Origin of the sequence: Micromonospora coerulea, assembly GCF_016598485.1 — a bacterium.
GTDB classification, from domain to species: Bacteria; Actinomycetota; Actinomycetes; order Mycobacteriales; family Micromonosporaceae; genus Micromonospora; species Micromonospora coerulea.
On sequence record NZ_JAEMUW010000001.1, the window covers coordinates 198,271 to 213,508 of the forward strand.

Annotated in this window: 11 protein-coding genes and 1 pseudogene; 7 read left to right on the forward strand and 5 right to left on the reverse strand. The window is 74.6% G+C overall.

Annotated features, from left to right (window positions below; all coding sequences use genetic code 11):
- Positions 1 to 1,455 carry a M1 family metallopeptidase gene (locus I8N68_RS01010; RefSeq protein WP_200206941.1) on the forward strand — a complete coding sequence of 485 codons (1,455 nt, stop codon included), beginning with the start codon at positions 1 to 3 and terminating at the stop codon, positions 1,453 to 1,455.
- A 5-nt stretch (positions 1,456 to 1,460) separates the two neighbouring features.
- On the opposite strand, the gene I8N68_RS01015 is transcribed toward I8N68_RS01010, so the two are convergent.
- Entirely contained in the window at positions 1,461 to 2,588 is a 1,128-nt protein-coding gene (locus I8N68_RS01015; RefSeq protein ID WP_200206435.1) for an LCP family protein, read from the reverse strand.
- Positions 2,589 to 2,732: 144 nt separating this feature from the next.
- Between I8N68_RS01015 and I8N68_RS01020 the strand changes: the two genes are divergently transcribed.
- Both I8N68_RS01020 and guaA read left to right on the forward strand, forming a co-directional pair.
- Positions 2,733 to 4,430, forward strand: coding sequence for an FAD-dependent oxidoreductase (locus tag I8N68_RS01020; RefSeq protein ID WP_200206437.1), 1,698 nt, complete (start codon positions 2,733 to 2,735; stop codon positions 4,428 to 4,430).
- A 72-nt stretch (positions 4,431 to 4,502) separates the two neighbouring features.
- Positions 4,503 to 6,056, forward strand: coding sequence for a glutamine-hydrolyzing GMP synthase (gene guaA, locus I8N68_RS01025; protein ID WP_200206439.1), 1,554 nt, complete (start codon positions 4,503 to 4,505; stop codon positions 6,054 to 6,056).
- Positions 6,057 to 6,063: 7 nt separating this feature from the next.
- Here the strand turns inward: guaA and I8N68_RS01030 are convergent, their stop codons facing one another.
- Entirely contained in the window at positions 6,064 to 6,465 is a 402-nt protein-coding gene (locus I8N68_RS01030; protein ID WP_200206442.1) for a PspC domain-containing protein, read from the reverse strand.
- A gap of 144 nt (positions 6,466 to 6,609) precedes the next feature.
- Here I8N68_RS01030 and I8N68_RS01035 point away from each other — a divergent pair, with 144 nt between their 5' ends.
- The 3 genes from I8N68_RS01035 to I8N68_RS01045 all read left to right on the forward strand — a co-directional run bounded on the left by I8N68_RS01035 (position 6,610) and on the right by I8N68_RS01045 (position 9,837).
- A complete protein-coding gene (locus tag I8N68_RS01035; RefSeq protein WP_200206445.1) occupies positions 6,610 to 7,557 on the forward strand; it encodes an NUDIX hydrolase in 948 nt (315 codons plus the stop codon).
- Positions 7,558 to 7,675: 118 nt separating this feature from the next.
- The gene (locus I8N68_RS01040) at positions 7,676 to 8,575 is read left to right on the forward strand and encodes an NUDIX hydrolase (protein ID WP_200206448.1); all 900 of its coding nucleotides are present in this window, start codon (positions 7,676 to 7,678) and stop codon (positions 8,573 to 8,575) included.
- 347 nt (positions 8,576 to 8,922) lie between these two features.
- Positions 8,923 to 9,837, forward strand: coding sequence for a CDP-alcohol phosphatidyltransferase family protein (locus I8N68_RS01045; RefSeq protein ID WP_200206451.1), 915 nt, complete (start codon positions 8,923 to 8,925; stop codon positions 9,835 to 9,837).
- Positions 9,838 to 9,894: 57 nt separating this feature from the next.
- Here the strand turns inward: I8N68_RS01045 and I8N68_RS01050 are convergent, their stop codons facing one another.
- The 3 genes and pseudogenes from I8N68_RS01050 to I8N68_RS01060 form a co-directional block, all read right to left on the reverse strand.
- Positions 9,895 to 11,142 carry a phosphatidylserine decarboxylase gene (locus I8N68_RS01050; protein WP_200206453.1) on the reverse strand — a complete coding sequence of 416 codons (1,248 nt, stop codon included), beginning with the start codon at positions 11,140 to 11,142 and terminating at the stop codon, positions 9,895 to 9,897.
- A gap of 593 nt (positions 11,143 to 11,735) precedes the next feature.
- A pseudogene (locus I8N68_RS33805) lies at positions 11,736 to 12,008 on the reverse strand (hypothetical protein); the annotation flags it as partial.
- Entirely contained in the window at positions 12,005 to 13,807 is a 1,803-nt protein-coding gene (locus I8N68_RS01060) for a PspC domain-containing protein (protein WP_234038303.1), read from the reverse strand. The pseudogene I8N68_RS33805 and the gene I8N68_RS01060, both read right to left, overlap by 4 nt.
- 79 nt (positions 13,808 to 13,886) lie before the next feature.
- On the opposite strand from I8N68_RS01060, the gene I8N68_RS01065 reads away from it, so the two are divergent.
- A complete protein-coding gene (locus I8N68_RS01065; RefSeq protein ID WP_234038305.1) occupies positions 13,887 to 15,236 on the forward strand; it encodes an ATP-binding protein in 1,350 nt (449 codons plus the stop codon).
- The last annotated feature ends 2 nt before the right edge of the window (positions 15,237 to 15,238 follow it).

The following is a 15,238-nucleotide window of genomic DNA, read 5'->3' on the forward strand; positions in this document are numbered from 1 at the left end:
ATGCGGCGGGGCCCGTTACGGGGGCTCGGGCTGCTGGTGGTCGGGACGCTGGCGCTGGCCGGCTGCGACTCGGCCGGCCAGGAACGGACGACAACCGCGCAGGTGTCGCCCTCGCCGACAGCCTCCCGGACGTTCGCGCCCGGCGCGGCCGGTGCCGGCGACCCCTACTTCCCCAGCTACGGCAACGGCGGCTACGACGTCGCCCACTACACCGTGCGGGTCCGTTACGACCCGGCGAGGGACCGGTTGACCGGCACGACCACCGTGCGGGCCACCGCCACCGCGAACCTCTCGGCGTTCCACCTGGACCTGGCCGGGCTGACCGTGCGCTCGGTGACCGTGGACGGCGCCCCAGCCACCCACGCCCGGGCCGACGACGAGCTGATCGTCACTCCGGCCACCGGCCTGACCGCCGGCAACGGCTTCGCCGCGGAGGTCCGGTACGACGGCGTGCCGGCCGCGCTGCGCAACGAGGCGCTGGGCGAGGGCGGCTGGCTGCACACCGCGGACGGCGCGATCGCGCTGGGCCAGCCGGAGTCGGCCAGCACCTGGTTCCCGGTCAACGACCACCCGTCGGACAAGGCCACCTACGACATCGAGATAACCGTGCCGAAGGGGCTCACCGCGATCAGCAACGGGGTGCCGAAGGGGCGGACCACCCGGGACGGGTGGACCACCTGGAGCTGGTCCGAGGGCGCGCCGATGGCCAGCTACCTCAGCACCGTGGTGATCGGCCGGTTCCGGGTCACCACCGGCGAGCACAAGGGACGCCCGGTGTTCAGCGCGGTCACCACGAAGGTGGCCAAGGGCGCCCCGGACCGGTCGATCGACCGGACCGTCGAGGTGGCCGACTACCTGGAGAGCGTCTTCGGGCCGTACCCGTTCGACGCGTACGGCGGGGTGGTCGTCGCCGACGACCGGATCCGGTACGCGCTGGAGACCCAGACCCGGCCGGTCTACTCCGCCGGGTTCTTCCGGCCGGGCGACGACACCGGGGTGGTCGCGCACGAGCTGGCCCACCAGTGGTTCGGCAACAGTGTGTCGCTGCAACGGTGGCAGGACATCTGGCTCAACGAGGGGCTGGCCACCTACGCCGAGTGGCTGTGGGCCGAGCACACCGGAGAGTCCACCGTGCAGCGCGCCTTCGACCAGAGGTACGCGACGGCGTCCGGGCAGGTCTGGCGTACCCCGCCGGGCCGGCCGGGGGTGGACGATCTGTTCAGCGAGTCGGTCTACCAGCGGGGTGCGATGACCGTGCACGCGCTGCGGGTGGCCGTGGGCGACACCGCCTTCTTCCGCATCCTGCGTACCTGGGCGGCGGAGTGGAAGGACGGCAACGCCACCACCGCCGACTTCGTCGCCCTCGCCGAACGGGTCTCCGGCAGGAAGCTGGACACGCTCTTCGACGCCTGGCTCTACGGCACCGAACGCCCCGCCGAGCCGAAGCCCCGCTGAGCCGCTCAGGTCTTGACGCGCAGGGTGGGGTGCGCGGTGAGGAACGCGTCGGCGCGGCCGGCTCGCAGCTCGCTGATGAACTGTCGGCCGATCGGGCGGAGCTGCTCGCCGCGGTACGCGCCGCCCGTGCGGACCCCGTCGCCGGGGAGCCCGACCAGCACCAGGCCGTCGGCGGGCATCCCGCCGAGGGCGTACGCGAAGTCGATCACCCGCCGGCCACCGCCGACGAACACCATGGTCCTGCCGAGGGTGCGGACCACCTGCTGGACCTGGTCCGGGTCCCGGGCCAGCCCCTGGTCGAGGATCTTGCGGACCAGCGCCCGGATCAGCTGCTGCTGGTGGCGCTGCCGGGCGTAGTCGCCCCCGGCGATGTAGCGCTGCCGGGCGTAGTCCCGCGCCTGCCAGCCGTTGAGGTGCCGCTTGCCCTTCTCGTAGACCATCTGCGGCCCGACGTAGCCGCTGGCCGTGTGCGGCCGGTACTGCCCGTCGGGGCGCCGGTGGATCGAGGCGACCCGCTGGTCGATGTAGAGGTCCACCCCGCCGAGGGCGTCGACCAGCCGGTCGAAGCCGAAGAAGGTGAGCACCGCGCCGGCGTCGATGCGCAGCCCGGTGTATCGGCTGACCGTGGTGCGCAGCAGCTCGTACCCCTGGGCGGTGCTCGGGTGGAGCTTGTCGCCGGGCACCCGGCTGCCGTAGCTCATCGCGTGGGTGAGCTTGGTCCGGCCGCCGGGGTAGCCGGACTTCGGGAAGGCCGGGATGTCCACCACCAGGTCGCGGGGGAGGGAGAAGAGGTACGCCCGCTTCAGCCCCGCCTCCACGCGCATGACCATCACCGCGTCGGCGTGCGGCTCCCAGCCGGGCACCGTGACCCGGGTGTCCACCCCGACGATGAGGAAGTTCAACGGCCCCTTCAGGCCGGCGCCCGGGGGCGGGGGCGGGGTGGGGCTGCTGGTCACCGGGGCGCCCGTGGTGAGCGAGGGCGTCGGCGTCGCCGAGGCGGCGACCGGGCCCGGCCCGGACCGCGAGACCAGCCGGGTGGCCACCACCGCGCCGGCGGCGACCAGGGCCACCGCGACCAGGGCCGCCAGCCCCAGCAGCCAACGTCGACGTGGTCTTGCCGCGTCCTGCGTCATTCGATGTCCCCTTCCCCCGTACCCGGACAACGCTCCGACGGGCACTTCGCGTTGCGGCCCGCGGCGTCCGGATCGTCGAGCGTTCTGCATGATCGCGGAAAACTCGTGCTGGCGCGACCGCTACCCGTCGGTAATGATGCGTCCATGCGGTACGACGTGGTCGTCATCGGGTCCGGCTTCGGCGGCAGCGTCACCGCGCTCCGGCTGGCCGAGAAGGGCTACACGGTCGGCGTGCTGGAGGCCGGGCGGCGCTTCGCCGACGACCAGTTCCCGCAGACGTCCTGGCGGGCCCGGCGCTTCCTCTGGGCGCCGAAGCTCGGCTGCTACGGCCTGCAACGGATCACCCTGCTGCGCTCGGCGGACCGGAAGGCCGGCGGGGGAGTGATGGTGCTGTCCGGGGCCGGGGTGGGCGGCGGCTCGCTGGTCTACGCGAACACCCTCTACGAACCCCTCGACGCGTTCTACGCCGACCCGCAGTGGCGGGACATCACCGACTGGCGGGACGAGCTGGCCCGCCACTACGACCAGGCCAAGCGGATGCTCGGCGTCACCACGTACCCGATCCAGACCGGCGCGGACCGGGCGATGCGGGCGGTGGCCGAGCGGATGGGGGTGGGGCACACCTTCCACGCCACCCCGGTCGGGGTGCACATCGGCCGGCCCGGCGAGCGAGTGCCCGACCCGTACTTCGGCGGGGCCGGCCCGGAGCGGACGGGCTGCACGCACTGCGGGTCGTGCATGACCGGCTGCCGGCACGGCGCGAAGAACACCCTGGTCAAGAACTACCTCTGGCTGGCCGAGCGGCTCGGCGCGCAGGTCCAACCGCTGACCACCGTCACTGCGGTCCGGCCGGCCGCCGGCGGCGGCTACGACGTGCACACCGAGCGCACCGGGGCCTGGCTGCGCAAGCGCCGCCAGGTGATCCACGCCGACCAGGTGGTCTTCGCGGCCGGCGCGCTCGGCACCCAGCGGCTGCTGCACGAGATGAAGGCGACCGGGGCGCTGCCCGGGCTGTCGCCGCGCCTCGGCGAGCTGACCCGGACCAACTCGGAGGCCATCCTCGGCGCCTCGGTGCCCCGCCAGCGGGCCCGCGAGCGCCGGGTGGACTTCACCGAGGGGGTGGCGATCACCAGCTCGTTCCACCCCGATCCGCAGACCCACATCGAGCCGGTCCGCTACGGCCGGGGCTCCAACGCCATGGGGCTGCTCCAGTCGCTGCTGGTCGACGGCGGCCCGCACCGGGTGCGGCGCTGGCTCGGCAGCATCGTCCGCCAGCCCGGCCTGGCCGCCCGGATGTTGTCGGTACGCGGCTGGTCGGAGCGGACGGTGATCGCGCTGGTGATGCAGTCGGCGGACAACTCGCTCACCACGCGCTGGCGGCGCGGACCGCTCGGCCGCCGGTTGGTTTCCGGCCCCGGGCACGGTGCGCCGAACCCCACCTGGATCCCGGCCGGCAACCACGCGGTCCGGCTGCTCGCCGAGGAGATCGACGGCACGCCGGGCGGCGCGTTGACCGAGCCGTTCAACATCCCGATGACCGCGCACATCCTCGGCGGGGCGGTGATCGGGGCCACCCCGGCCGACGGGGTGATCGACCCGTACCACCGGGTGTACGGGCACCCGGGGCTGCACGTGGTGGACGGTGCGGCGGTGTCGGCGAACCTCGGGGTGAACCCGTCGCTGACCATCACCGCGCAGGCGGAACGGGCGATGTCGGGCTGGCCCAACAAGGGCGAGCCGGACCCGCGACCGCCGCTCGGGCGGCCGTACCGGCGGGTGGAGCCGGTCGCCCCGCACCGGCCGGCGGTCCCGGCGCACGCCCCGGCCGCCCTGCGCCCCTAGATCGTGGCGCGCCGCGCCCAGCGGCCGGCCCGCGCCCCGGGCCGGCGGTGACGGTCGGTAGGCTTTCTGCACATGAGCACGCCTCGCCCCGTCCTCGTGGTGGACTTCGGAGCCCAGTACGCCCAGCTCATCGCGCGCCGGGTGCGGGAGGCGAAGGTCTACTCGGAGATCGTCCCGCACACCATGCCGGTCTCCGAGATGCTGGCGAAGGAACCCGCCGCGATCATCCTGTCGGGCGGCCCGTCCAGCGTCTACGCACCCGACGCCCCGCAGATCGACGCCGGCATGTTCACCGCCGACGTCCCGGTCTTCGGCATCTGCTACGGCTTCCAGGCGATGGCCCAGGCGCTCGGCGGCACGGTCGCGAAGACCGGCAACCGGGAGTACGGCGGCACCCCGTTGCACGCCCGCGCCGAGGCCGGCGTGCTGCTCCGCGACCTGCCGGACGACCTGCCGGTCTGGATGAGCCACGGCGACTGCGTGACCGAGGCGCCGCAGGGCTTCACGGTGACCGCCGAGTCGGCGGGCGCCCCGGTGGCCGCGTTCGAGGACCTGGCCGGTCGCCGGGCCGGCGTGCAGTTCCACCCGGAGGTCGGGCACACCGCGCACGGCCAGGAGATGCTCACCCGCTTTCTGTACGACATCGCCGGCATCGAGCCCACCTGGACGCCGGAGAACATCATCGACGAGCAGGTGGCCCGGATCCGGGAGCAGGTCGGCGACAAGGAGGTCATCTGCGGCCTCTCCGGTGGCGTCGACTCCGCGGTCGCGGCCGCGCTGGTGCACGAGGCCGTCGGTGATCAGCTCACCTGCGTCTTCGTCGACCACGGCCTGCTGCGGGCCGGCGAGGCGGAGCAGGTGGAGAAGGACTACGTGGCCGCCACCGGCATCAAGCTCAAGGTGGTCGACGCCCAGGAGCGGTTCCTCGGGGCGCTGGCCGGGGTGACCGATCCGGAGCAGAAGCGCAAGATCATCGGCCGGGAGTTCATCCGGGTCTTCGAAGCCGCCGCCCGGGAGATCGCCGCGCACGGCGACGTCGAGTTCCTGGTGCAGGGCACCCTCTACCCGGACGTGGTGGAGTCCGGTGGCGGCACCGGTACCGCCAACATCAAGAGCCACCACAACGTCGGCGGCCTGCCGGAGGACCTGAAGTTCGCCCTGGTCGAGCCGCTGCGCACGCTGTTCAAGGACGAGGTCCGGGCGCTCGGCCTCCAGCTCGGCCTGCCCGAGGCGATGGTCTGGCGGCACCCGTTCCCCGGCCCCGGCCTGGCCATCCGGATCATCGGCGCGGTCGACCGGGAGCGGCTCGACCTGCTCCGCAAGGCCGACCTGATCGCCCGGGAGGAGTTGACCGCCGCCGGCCTGGACCGGGGTGTCTGGCAGTTCCCGGTGGTGCTGCTGGCCGACGTGCGCAGCGTCGGCGTGCAGGGTGACGGGCGCAGCTACGGGCATCCCGTGGTGCTGCGCCCGGTCTCCAGCGAGGACGCCATGACCGCCGACTGGTCCCGGCTGCCCTACGAGGTGGTCGCGCGGATCTCCACCCGGATCACCAATGAGGTGGCCGAGGTGAACCGGGTGGTCCTGGACGTCACCAGCAAGCCGCCGGGCACCATCGAGTGGGAGTGACGCCGGGTCAGGCGGCGGCCGGCGGCTGAGGCTCCGGTCGGGGCGCCGGCTCGGGCGTGGCCGCCGGTCCGGCGGTCGCGGCCGGGCGGACCGCCGGGTCGGGCGCGGGCTGCGGCCAGCCCTGCGGCGCCGGGCCGGCGGGCGGCCAGCCGAGCGGCGCGGTGCCCGCCGGGTGCGGCCAGGCGGGCGCGCCGGCCGGCTCCTCGGGCATCAGGAACCACATGATCGGGTACGCCAGCGCGGCGATGCCGCCGGTGAGCAGGGTGGCGACGGCGAAGACCACCCGGACGAGGGTGGGGTCGACGGCGAGGTAGCGGCCGAGGCCGCTGGCCACGCCGGCCAGCATGCGGTCGGTGGTCGGTCGGCGGAGCTGCTTGTACGGGGCCTGAGGAGTGCTCGTGGAGGTCATGTCCCCACGGTCGCTCGCCGGCCGGCGGATGGCCTCGGTGACCGCCCGGACTCCTACCCTGATCGATCCCTGAGGCGCCAGCGATGAGTCAGGAATCCGACTCTTTTCGATGGAGGTAACCCGGCGCGGGGAGAATTGCCTCCCGTGACCACCTTGCTGGAGCCGCTCCGCAGGATCGCGGCATACGCAGTTTGTGCTGATCAAGACGGCCGAGTGTTGCTGGTCCGCGCATCGGAGCGCTCCGGCACGCCCGGCACCTGGTCGCTGCCCGGTGGGGCGGTCGACCACGGCGAGGACCCGAAGCACACCGTCGTCCGCGAGACCGCGGCGGAGACCGGCATCTCGGTCGCCGTCTCCGGGCTGGCCGACGTGCTCGCCGACATGCGAGCGCTGCCCGAGCGCGGCATCACCCTGCACACCGACCGCCTGCTCTACACGGTCTCGGTGCGCGGCGGGACGCTGACCGACCGGGTGGACCGCCCGACCGACCTGGTGCGCTGGGTGACCCTGGACGAGGCCCGGGGGCTGCCGCTGCGGTCGTTCACCGCGCGCGCCCTGGGGCTGCCCGCCTCCTCGGCGGACGTGGTGCCCGAGGAGGTCCCCGAGTTCCCCTCCTTCTACGCGGTGCCCGGCCCGGACGGGCTGCACCGGGCGCAGCGCTTCGCCGCGTACGCCGTGGTCACCGACCCCGAGGAGCGGGTGCTGCTGACCCGGGTCTCCGACGGGTACCCGGGCGCCGGTTGCTGGCACCTGCCCGGCGGCGGCACGGACTACGGCGAGCAGCCGGATGCGGCGCTGATCCGGGAGCTGGTGGAGGAGACCGGGCAGACCGGTCGCCTGGTCGAGCTGCTCGGCGTGGCGAGCCACCGGGACGCCGCCTCGCTCGGCCCGGAGGGCTACCCGATCGACTGGCACGGCGTACGCGCGTTCTACCGGGTGGTTGTCGACCAGCCCGCCCCGCCCACGGTGGCCGACGTCGGTGGCTCCACCTGTGAGGCCCGCTGGTTCCGCCGGGAGGAGCTGACCGCCCTGTCCACCGACCGTCTCACCGAGGTGACGGCGGAGGCCGTCCAAGCCGCCCACCTCCTCTGACCCGCCCCACCCACCGGCCCACCCCGGTGCTCATGAAGTTGTTGCCCGCACGCCGCGCCGGGGGGCAATAGATTCATGATCGACGGGTGGGCCGGTTCGGTGTGGGGAGCGGGAGCTGATGGACCAGCGGCGGCGGATCGGGGCGTACGGGGTGTGCCGGGACGGCGAGCGGGTGCTCCTCGTCCGGGGGGCGGCCGGCGCGGATTTTCCCGAGGCGTGGCAGCTGCCCGGGGGCGGGCTGGAGCACGGCGAGCATGCCGAGGTCGCGGTGGTCCGCGAGGTCGCCGAGGAGACCGGGCTGACCGTGACGGTGGCCGGCCTGCGCGACGCGGTGGCGGACGTGACCCGGTACCCCGAACTCGACGTCGCCCTGCACACCGACCGGATCATCTTCGACGTCACGCCCACCGGCGGCACGCTCCGGGACGCCGCCGGCGGCACCATCGACCGGGCCGGCTGGTTCACCCCCGCCGAGGCGGCCGGGCTGCCGCTGCTGCCGTTCACCGCCGAGCTGCTCGGCCTGCCCGCCACCCCGCTGCCGGCGCGGGCCGGCCGGGAGCCGTTCGGGCCGGCGCCGACCGACCGGCGGCAACGCTTCGCCGCGTACGGGCTGGTCACCGACCCCGCCGGGCGGGTGCTGCTCACCATGATCGCGGACGGGTATCCGGGCGCCGGCAAGTGGCACCTGCCCGGTGGTGGCACGGACCACGGCGAGCAGCCGGCCGCCGGGCTGCTCCGCGAGCTGGTGGAGGAGGCCGGCCAGCTTGGTCGGGTGGTCGACCTGCTGGCCGTGGACAACCTGCACAACCCGGCCGCGCTCGGCCCGGAGCGGCGGCCGCTGGACTGGCACGCCGTCCGGGTGATCTACCGGGTACGGGTGGACGCACCGACCGAGGCGGTGGTGACCGAACTCGCCGGCGGCTCCACCGCGCGGGCCGCCTGGTTCGATCCTGAGCAGGTCAGCGGCCTGTGGCTGACGGATGTGGCCAGGTTGGCAACCGGACGCCGGGGCCGATAGCACCCGCTTCCCGAGCCGCCGTGGTGACCCTCCGGTACAGTCGTTGATTGGGGTTGGTGGAAGAAACGGGCGATGAAGCCCGAGATGGGAATAAGAGAGCGGTTCGTGCGGTTAAGAGAGTTATAAGTACCGCCGGCAGCTATCGCCAAGCCCCTTTCCCTTGTGCAATGGTGTACTCCGCAAAACGGGCTGCCGGACCAGCAAGGTCCGGCACGAGACAGCCGGACAGCCCGCCCTGGTGGCGGGTCAGCCGATCCGGTGATGGAGGAAACGTGCCGAGAGCCCCATGGCGCCGGCGTCGTACGACTGACAGTCCGCGCCCCGCAGGGCGTCGCTGGGCGGGCCGGTTGCGCCGCAGCAGCACGTTCGCCCGCCAGGTGCTGCTGGTCCGGGTCGGCCGACGGGACGACGCCGTCCCCGGCGCCGACCTGGTCGTTCCGGACCACCGCTACGCCGACCGTCAGGGTCGCCGCTACGGCCGGTTCGACCGCGCCGAGGTCGAGGCGATCATGCCGGTCAGCCCGGCGCTCGCCCCCACGTCGGCGGTCGACGACGACGCGACGGCGATGTCGATCCCGCTCCTGCCGGGCGAGCGCACCGCCGCCCGCCGGATGAAGTTCGCGCTGGTCAACGGCTGCACCCTGAGCAGCCTGATGCTCGGCATGCTGGCCATCTTCCTGGCCATGCAGGGCGAGGTGCGGGTCGCGGCGCTCTGCCTGATCGCCTGCGTCGTGTTCGACGGTCTCGACGGCGCGCTGGCTCGCAAGCTCGGCGTGGCCAGCCCGTTCGGCGCCCAGATGGACTCGCTTGCCGACATGTGCTCGTTCGGCCTCGCCGCCCCGGTGGTGGTCTACGCCTCGCTGGCCGGCTCCGTGCCGCCGGCCGCCGCCGCGGTGGCCTGCGCCCTCGTCGCGGCCTGCGCGGCGATCCGGCTGGCCCGGTTCAACGTCTCGCCGAAGGACGGCCGATTCTTCTGCGGCGTACCGACCACCATGGCGGCGGCCGTGCTGGCCCTCACCGTGGCGATCAAGCTGCCGGTCCCCGGGCTGGTGCTGATCGGCGGGGTCGCCCTGCTGGCCTTCGCGATGGTCTCCAGCTTCCCGTACGCGAAGCTGGCCCGGCTGGTGAAGCTGCCGCCGTGGCTCTGGCTGGCGCCGGTGGTCGGCGCCCTGGTCGACATCCGGCTCACCTTCGCCCTCGTGGTGGTGGGCTACCTGGTCAGCGGGCCGCTGCTCTGGCTGCACCAGCGCCATACCGCCTGATCCACCGCACGCGAAAGGGGCGCCGCAGCCGCGGCGCCCCTTTCGGTGTCTACGGGCTCAGACCCAGCGGGCGATCACGGTCGAGCCGCCGACCACCTTGTCGCCGGGGCCGACCAGCGGCTCGGCGGCCTCGACCGGCAGGTAGACGTCGGTCCGCGAGCCGAACCGGATCAGCCCGAAGCGCTCGCCCCTGGCGAGCAGGGCGCCGACCGGCGCGCGCTGCACGATCCGCCGGGCGATCAGGCCGGTACGCTGCGCGACCACCACCGTGCCGTGCTCGGTGTCCAGCACCGTGTACGCCGCCACGTTGTGCTCGGCGTCCGGCTTCATCGCGTTGACGAAGCCGCCGTCGGCGACGAAGTAGTCGACCACCTTGCCGGCCACCGGGGCGCGGTTGACGTGCACGTCCAGCACCGACAGGAAGACCGCGATCCGCAGCCACTCGCCGGCGCCGAAGCGCTCGTCGTGCAGCCGCTGCACCGACAGGACCTGGCCGTCCGCGGCGGCCACCACGGCCGACGGGTCCTCCGGCACGTCCCGCTCCGGGTCGCGGAAGAACGCGGCCACCGGTGCGGCGGCCAGCGCCGGCAGCAGCCACAGCTTCGACTTCGGCCGGGCCACCCGGGCCAACGCCGCGAGCCCGAGGCTGATGCCCGCCGCGGCGACGCCGTTCGAGTCGATGTGCATGCCCCGGGTCAGCGGCACGCTCGACGGCCGGTACGCCGGGGCCAGCCGGGCCGCCACCGCGGCACTGGCCGGCGTGAAGCGCAGGTGGTGCACCCGGACCGGCGGCGAGTTGCGCAGCACCAGGTCGGTGCGGACGCCGTGCAGCACGCCCTGCCGGTCCAGCTCGGTGCCGGCGCCCTCGGTCCGGAAGAGCGGCGCGGCCACGCTCAGCACGGCGCCCTCGGAGAGGTACTTCGACAGCCCGTCGACGGTCACCCGGGCCTCCTCGGCGGTGCCGGTGAGCGGCTCGGCGGCGATCACCACCTCGGCGGCGTCCGCCTCGGGGAGGGTGTCGACCACGCGGACCCGGTCGGCGACCCAGCGGCCCTGGGCGGACACGTGTTCGCGCAGCGCGGCGGTGGTGCACCCCTCCGCCGGTACGACGGTGAGCCGGTCGCCGGGGAGCAGCGCCTCGACCGCCGCGGCCAGCACCGCGGACGCCGGGGTCGCGCCGACCAGCAGGGCGGCCTTCGGGTCGTTGCGCCGGGCGAGCTCGGTGACGAGGGTACGGGCGGCGCGCTCGCCGAAGCGGACCGGACCGGACGCGCCGGCGGTGCGCACGGCGGGGGACTGGGTCATGTCGGACGGGCTCCTGACGGGGTAGAGACGGAAGCGGCGGGGCCGCCACGGCGAGCTGGTCGGCTGGGCCGGGGGACGCGGGCTCGGCGACCGGGACCGCCGGACCCGGGCGGGACCCGGGAGGTGTGGCGGCCAGGCCGCGGCCGAGGCCCCACGGCGTGGGCCGGCCGGCGGAGGCGAGATCTCCACCAGCCAGCATAGGCGTCGCCGGCGGAGCGCCGCACCGCCGTGGCTCAGGCCGGTGACCGCTCCTCGCCGTCCGGCCCTGGCGCCGGGCCGTCCCCGCCGCCCCGCCGTCGGTCGGCCGGGGCCTGGTCGGAACCGCCCGCCGCCACGGGGGGTTGCTCGCGGGTCGTCGGGGCCAGGTCGACGGTCGGCTGCTCACGGGTCCCCACTCCGACCGCTTCGGTCGGCTCCTCGCCGGCCGACGGGCCGACCTCGACGGTGGGCTGCTCGCGGGTGGCCGCGTCGGCCGCCGGGGTGGCCGCCGACCAGCGGGCACCCGTCCCGCCACTGACCGGTCGGTCCGTCACCGCCGCCTCGGCCTCGTCGGCCACGGCGTCCGTGCGCCACTCGTCGGCCTCCGCCGACGCCGCCGGCGTCCACCCGGTGCCGCCCTCGTACGGGGCGGGCACGGTGGCCTCCGGCTCGGGCGTGGCGGCGGGGACGTCCCGGTCGGCGTGCCGACCGGAGCGCAGCGCGCCGACCAGACCGAGCACCCCGACCAGGATGAGCGCGCTGGCCAGGAACCAGCCGACCGGCGGGATCGCGAGCCCGAGGATCCGGGCCAGCAGCCACCAGACGGAGAGGGCCAGGAAGACCAGCCCGAACGAGAACGAGACGAGATCGGTGCGGTGGGCCTTCACCGGGTCACCTCCAGGTTGCCGGCGTTGACGTGGATGAGCAGCCGCAGCTTGCCGCCGCCGGGGCCGTCCGGGCCGACGTCGGTGGTCTCCCGCAGGTTGCCGTCCAGCCCGCCGGAGCGGCGGCCGAAGATGGTGGCGTCTCCGGCGTTCACGTCGGCCACCGTGGTGACGTCGACGTTCGGCGGTACCACCACGGTTGCCTCGCCGAAGTTGATCGCCACGACGATCTGGGCCTCCTGCTTGTCGAAGTTCACCCCGCGCAGGTCGAGCACGGCGTCGCCGAAGTTGTTCTCGTACCGGGTGGCCAGGTCGCGGTAGTCGGTCGGGGCCCACGTCACGTCGCCGTCGATCCCGCGTACCCGGTCGTAGGACTCGGCCACGGTGGCCACGCCGAGCGCCGCCGCGGTCACCAGACCGAGGGCGATCAACCAGCGCGCCCGGCCGAACCACGTACCGACCAGCAGCCCGAGCCCGATCGTGGCCAGCGCCGCGGCGAAGTACCCGGCGGCCCCCACCGGGAAGACGTCGAGCAGATCGAGCACGGCGACCACACCGAGCGACAGGAAGATCAGCGAGAAGGTCACCGCGCCGAGCGCGGAGCGTTCCTTCGGCCGCTTGGGCGTCCGGGGCGCCCGGGCCGGCGGCTGCGGCGGCGCCGGCGGGTACGGCCCGGCGTACGGGCCCCGGGGGGCGAACGGCTCCCGGTAGCCGGTCGGCGGCAGCGGCGCGCTGACCGGCGGCACGGCGGCCGAGGTGGCGCCGGCGAGGCCTCCGCTCGTCGGGGCGGGCGGCCAGGCCGCCGCCCCGGGCTCCGACCACGCGGGGGCCTCGGTCGTCGGGCGCGCCGCCGACCAGCCCGAAAGATCGCTGGCGGGCGCGCCGGTCCCGGTCACCGGCCAGCCGGCCGGCTGGCCCGGCCGACCGGCCTCCGACCAGGTGGGCAGCTCGGCGGTGCCCGTTGCGGGCTCCGCTGACAGCGGCTCGCCGGCCGGCCGGGGAACCGACGCCGCCGATGGGACTGCGGTGCTGGTCTCCCAGCCGACGGGGGCCGGCTGCCCGGGCCGGGTGGGTACGCCCGCGGCCGGCGTCCCGGCCGGCGGGGTGAAGAGGCCCGGGGCCGGCCAACTGACCGGCGGCACCGGCCCGGGCGGCGTCGCGGGCGGGCCGGACGGATGATCCGGTCCCGCCGGCCCGCGGTTCTCCCGGTTGAGCAGCAGCGCGCCGCCGACCAGGATGGCCGCGCCGAGCAGGACGGCGCGGAACGCGTCGGTGACGATGTAGCCGAAGCTGACCGCGACCAGGATGCTGAGCACGATGACGGTGACCGGCGACATGCTGGACCGGCCCCGGCCGAGCATCGACTCCACCGGGGAGGCGGTGTCGCCCTCGCCGGGGATGATCAGCCAGGCGGCCACGTAGACCAGGATGCCGATGCCGCCGAAGAAGCCCAGCACGGCGAGCAGCACCCGCCAGAGCACCGGGTCGGTGTTGGTGGCCCGGCCGATCGCCGCGCAGACGCCGGCCAGGTAGCGGCCCTCGCGCGGGCGCACCAGCCCGTACCGGGAGGTGAAGCCGGCGGCGCCGGACGGCGCAGCGTACCCGGGCGGCGGGTCGCCGAACGGCTCCGCGCCGGCGGTCGGGGCGCCCGGCGGTGGGGCGCTGGCTCCGGCGGCCGACCACGACGGATCCGCGGTCGGCGCGGCCTGGGGGGTGGGCGCCGGTCCCGGCGCCGCAGGTGGCGGTGGCCCGTCCAGCGGTGCCGCCCCGGGTCGGGGCGGACGGGCAGCGTCCTCGGTCATGCTCCGATCCTGCTGCCCCGGGTGCCCGAGCGTCCTCCGGACCCGACCCTGACGGCACCCTGAGATCCGCGCCGGCCGAATGTCGGGGGCGTCCCCGTGGTCCGGGGCGGTCCGCGCGTGTGACGATCGGAGCGGCGCCGGACCGGCCGGTACCTCGTCGCACGACCGGGAGCTTCCGATCAGCAGCATCGTCACCCCGCACCCGCCACGGCTCTACCGGGCCCCCGAGCACCGGTTGGCCGCGGGGGTGGCCGCCGGCATCGCCGAGCATCTCGGCATCTCCGTGGTCCGGGTCCGGGTGGCCTTCATGGTGCTGCTCGGGCTGAGCGGCCTGGGCCTGCTGCTCTACGCGGCCTTCTGGGCGGTGGTGCCGCTGCGCCCCGGCGACGCCGTGCCGCCCCGCCGGGACCTCGCCCAGCTCCTGCCGTTCGTCGCGATCGGGCTGGGCGTGCTGCTCACCCAGGTGATGGTCTTCGATTCCGTCGGCGCGGCCGGCACCGCCGGCTGGCTGGTTGCGATCATCGCGGTCGGTGCCGGCGTGATCTGGCACCAGTCCGCTCCCGAGCGCCGCCGGCAGTGGGGCGACTCGCTGCCGGTGCCGTGGCTCGGCGCGGTGGTGGAGGAGAGCGACCGCCGGGCCTTCGTCCTCCGCTTCATCGGCGGCGGGGTGCTGGTGGCGGTCGGCATCATCGGCGTGGCGGCGGTCTACTCACCCGCGCAGAACTTCGACGCCGTGATCAACGGCGTGATCTTCGCGCTGGTCGGGCTGGCCGGGGTCGGCGTGGTCGCCGCGCCGGTGCTCTGGCGGACCTGGAACCAGCTCCGCTCGGAGCGGGAGGCGCGCATCCGCGAGCAGGAGCGGGCCGAGCTGGCCGCGATGGTGCACGACCAGGTGCTGCACACCCTGGCCCTGATCCAGCGCAACGCCAGCGACGTCAAGACGGTGCAGCGGCTGGCCCGGGGCCAGGAGCGGTCGCTGCGCAACTGGCTCTACAAGCCGACGGGGTCACCGACCGAGCGCTTCGCCGCCGCCCTGGAGCAGGCCGCCGCCGAGGTGGAGGACACCTTCGCCATCACGGTGGAGGCGGTGGTGGTCGGCGACCGGGAGACCGACGAACGGGTCGGCGCACTGGTCGCCGCGGCCCGGGAGGCGCTGGTGAACGCCGCCCGGCACGCTGGGGTCCAGACCGTCTCGCTTTACGCCGAGGTCGAGCCGGATCAGGTCAGCGTCTTCGTACGGGACCGGGGCAAGGGCTTCGACCCGGATACGGTGGAGGATCACCGGCACGGCGTCCGAGGGTCGATCATCGGACGGATGAAGCGGCACGATGGCCGGGCGGAGATCCGGTCCGGGCCGGGGGAGGGGACCGAGGTCCGGCTGATCCTGCCGATCACCGGCGCCGGCTCCGCGACGGAAAGGGACAGATGACC

What these genes read in the sequence shown, in the direction of transcription:
- I8N68_RS01060 (WP_234038303.1), bottom strand. Translation starts at nt 13,807, where the DNA reads ATGACCGAGGACGCTGCCCGTCCGCCCCGACCCGGGGCGGCACCGCTG.
- I8N68_RS01020 (WP_200206437.1), top strand. Translation starts at nt 2,733, where the DNA reads ATGCGGTACGACGTGGTCGTCATCGGGTCCGGCTTCGGCGGCAGCGTC.
- I8N68_RS01050 (WP_200206453.1), bottom strand. Translation starts at nt 11,142, where the DNA reads ATGACCCAGTCCCCCGCCGTGCGCACCGCCGGCGCGTCCGGTCCGGTC.
- I8N68_RS01010 (WP_200206941.1), top strand. Translation starts at nt 1, where the DNA reads ATGCGGCGGGGCCCGTTACGGGGGCTCGGGCTGCTGGTGGTCGGGACG.
- guaA (WP_200206439.1), top strand. Translation starts at nt 4,503, where the DNA reads ATGAGCACGCCTCGCCCCGTCCTCGTGGTGGACTTCGGAGCCCAGTAC.
- I8N68_RS01030 (WP_200206442.1), bottom strand. Translation starts at nt 6,465, where the DNA reads ATGACCTCCACGAGCACTCCTCAGGCCCCGTACAAGCAGCTCCGCCGA.
- I8N68_RS01040 (WP_200206448.1), top strand. Translation starts at nt 7,676, where the DNA reads ATGGACCAGCGGCGGCGGATCGGGGCGTACGGGGTGTGCCGGGACGGC.
- I8N68_RS01015 (WP_200206435.1), bottom strand. Translation starts at nt 2,588, where the DNA reads ATGACGCAGGACGCGGCAAGACCACGTCGACGTTGGCTGCTGGGGCTG.
- I8N68_RS01065 (WP_234038305.1), top strand. Translation starts at nt 13,887, where the DNA reads ATGTCGGGGGCGTCCCCGTGGTCCGGGGCGGTCCGCGCGTGTGACGAT.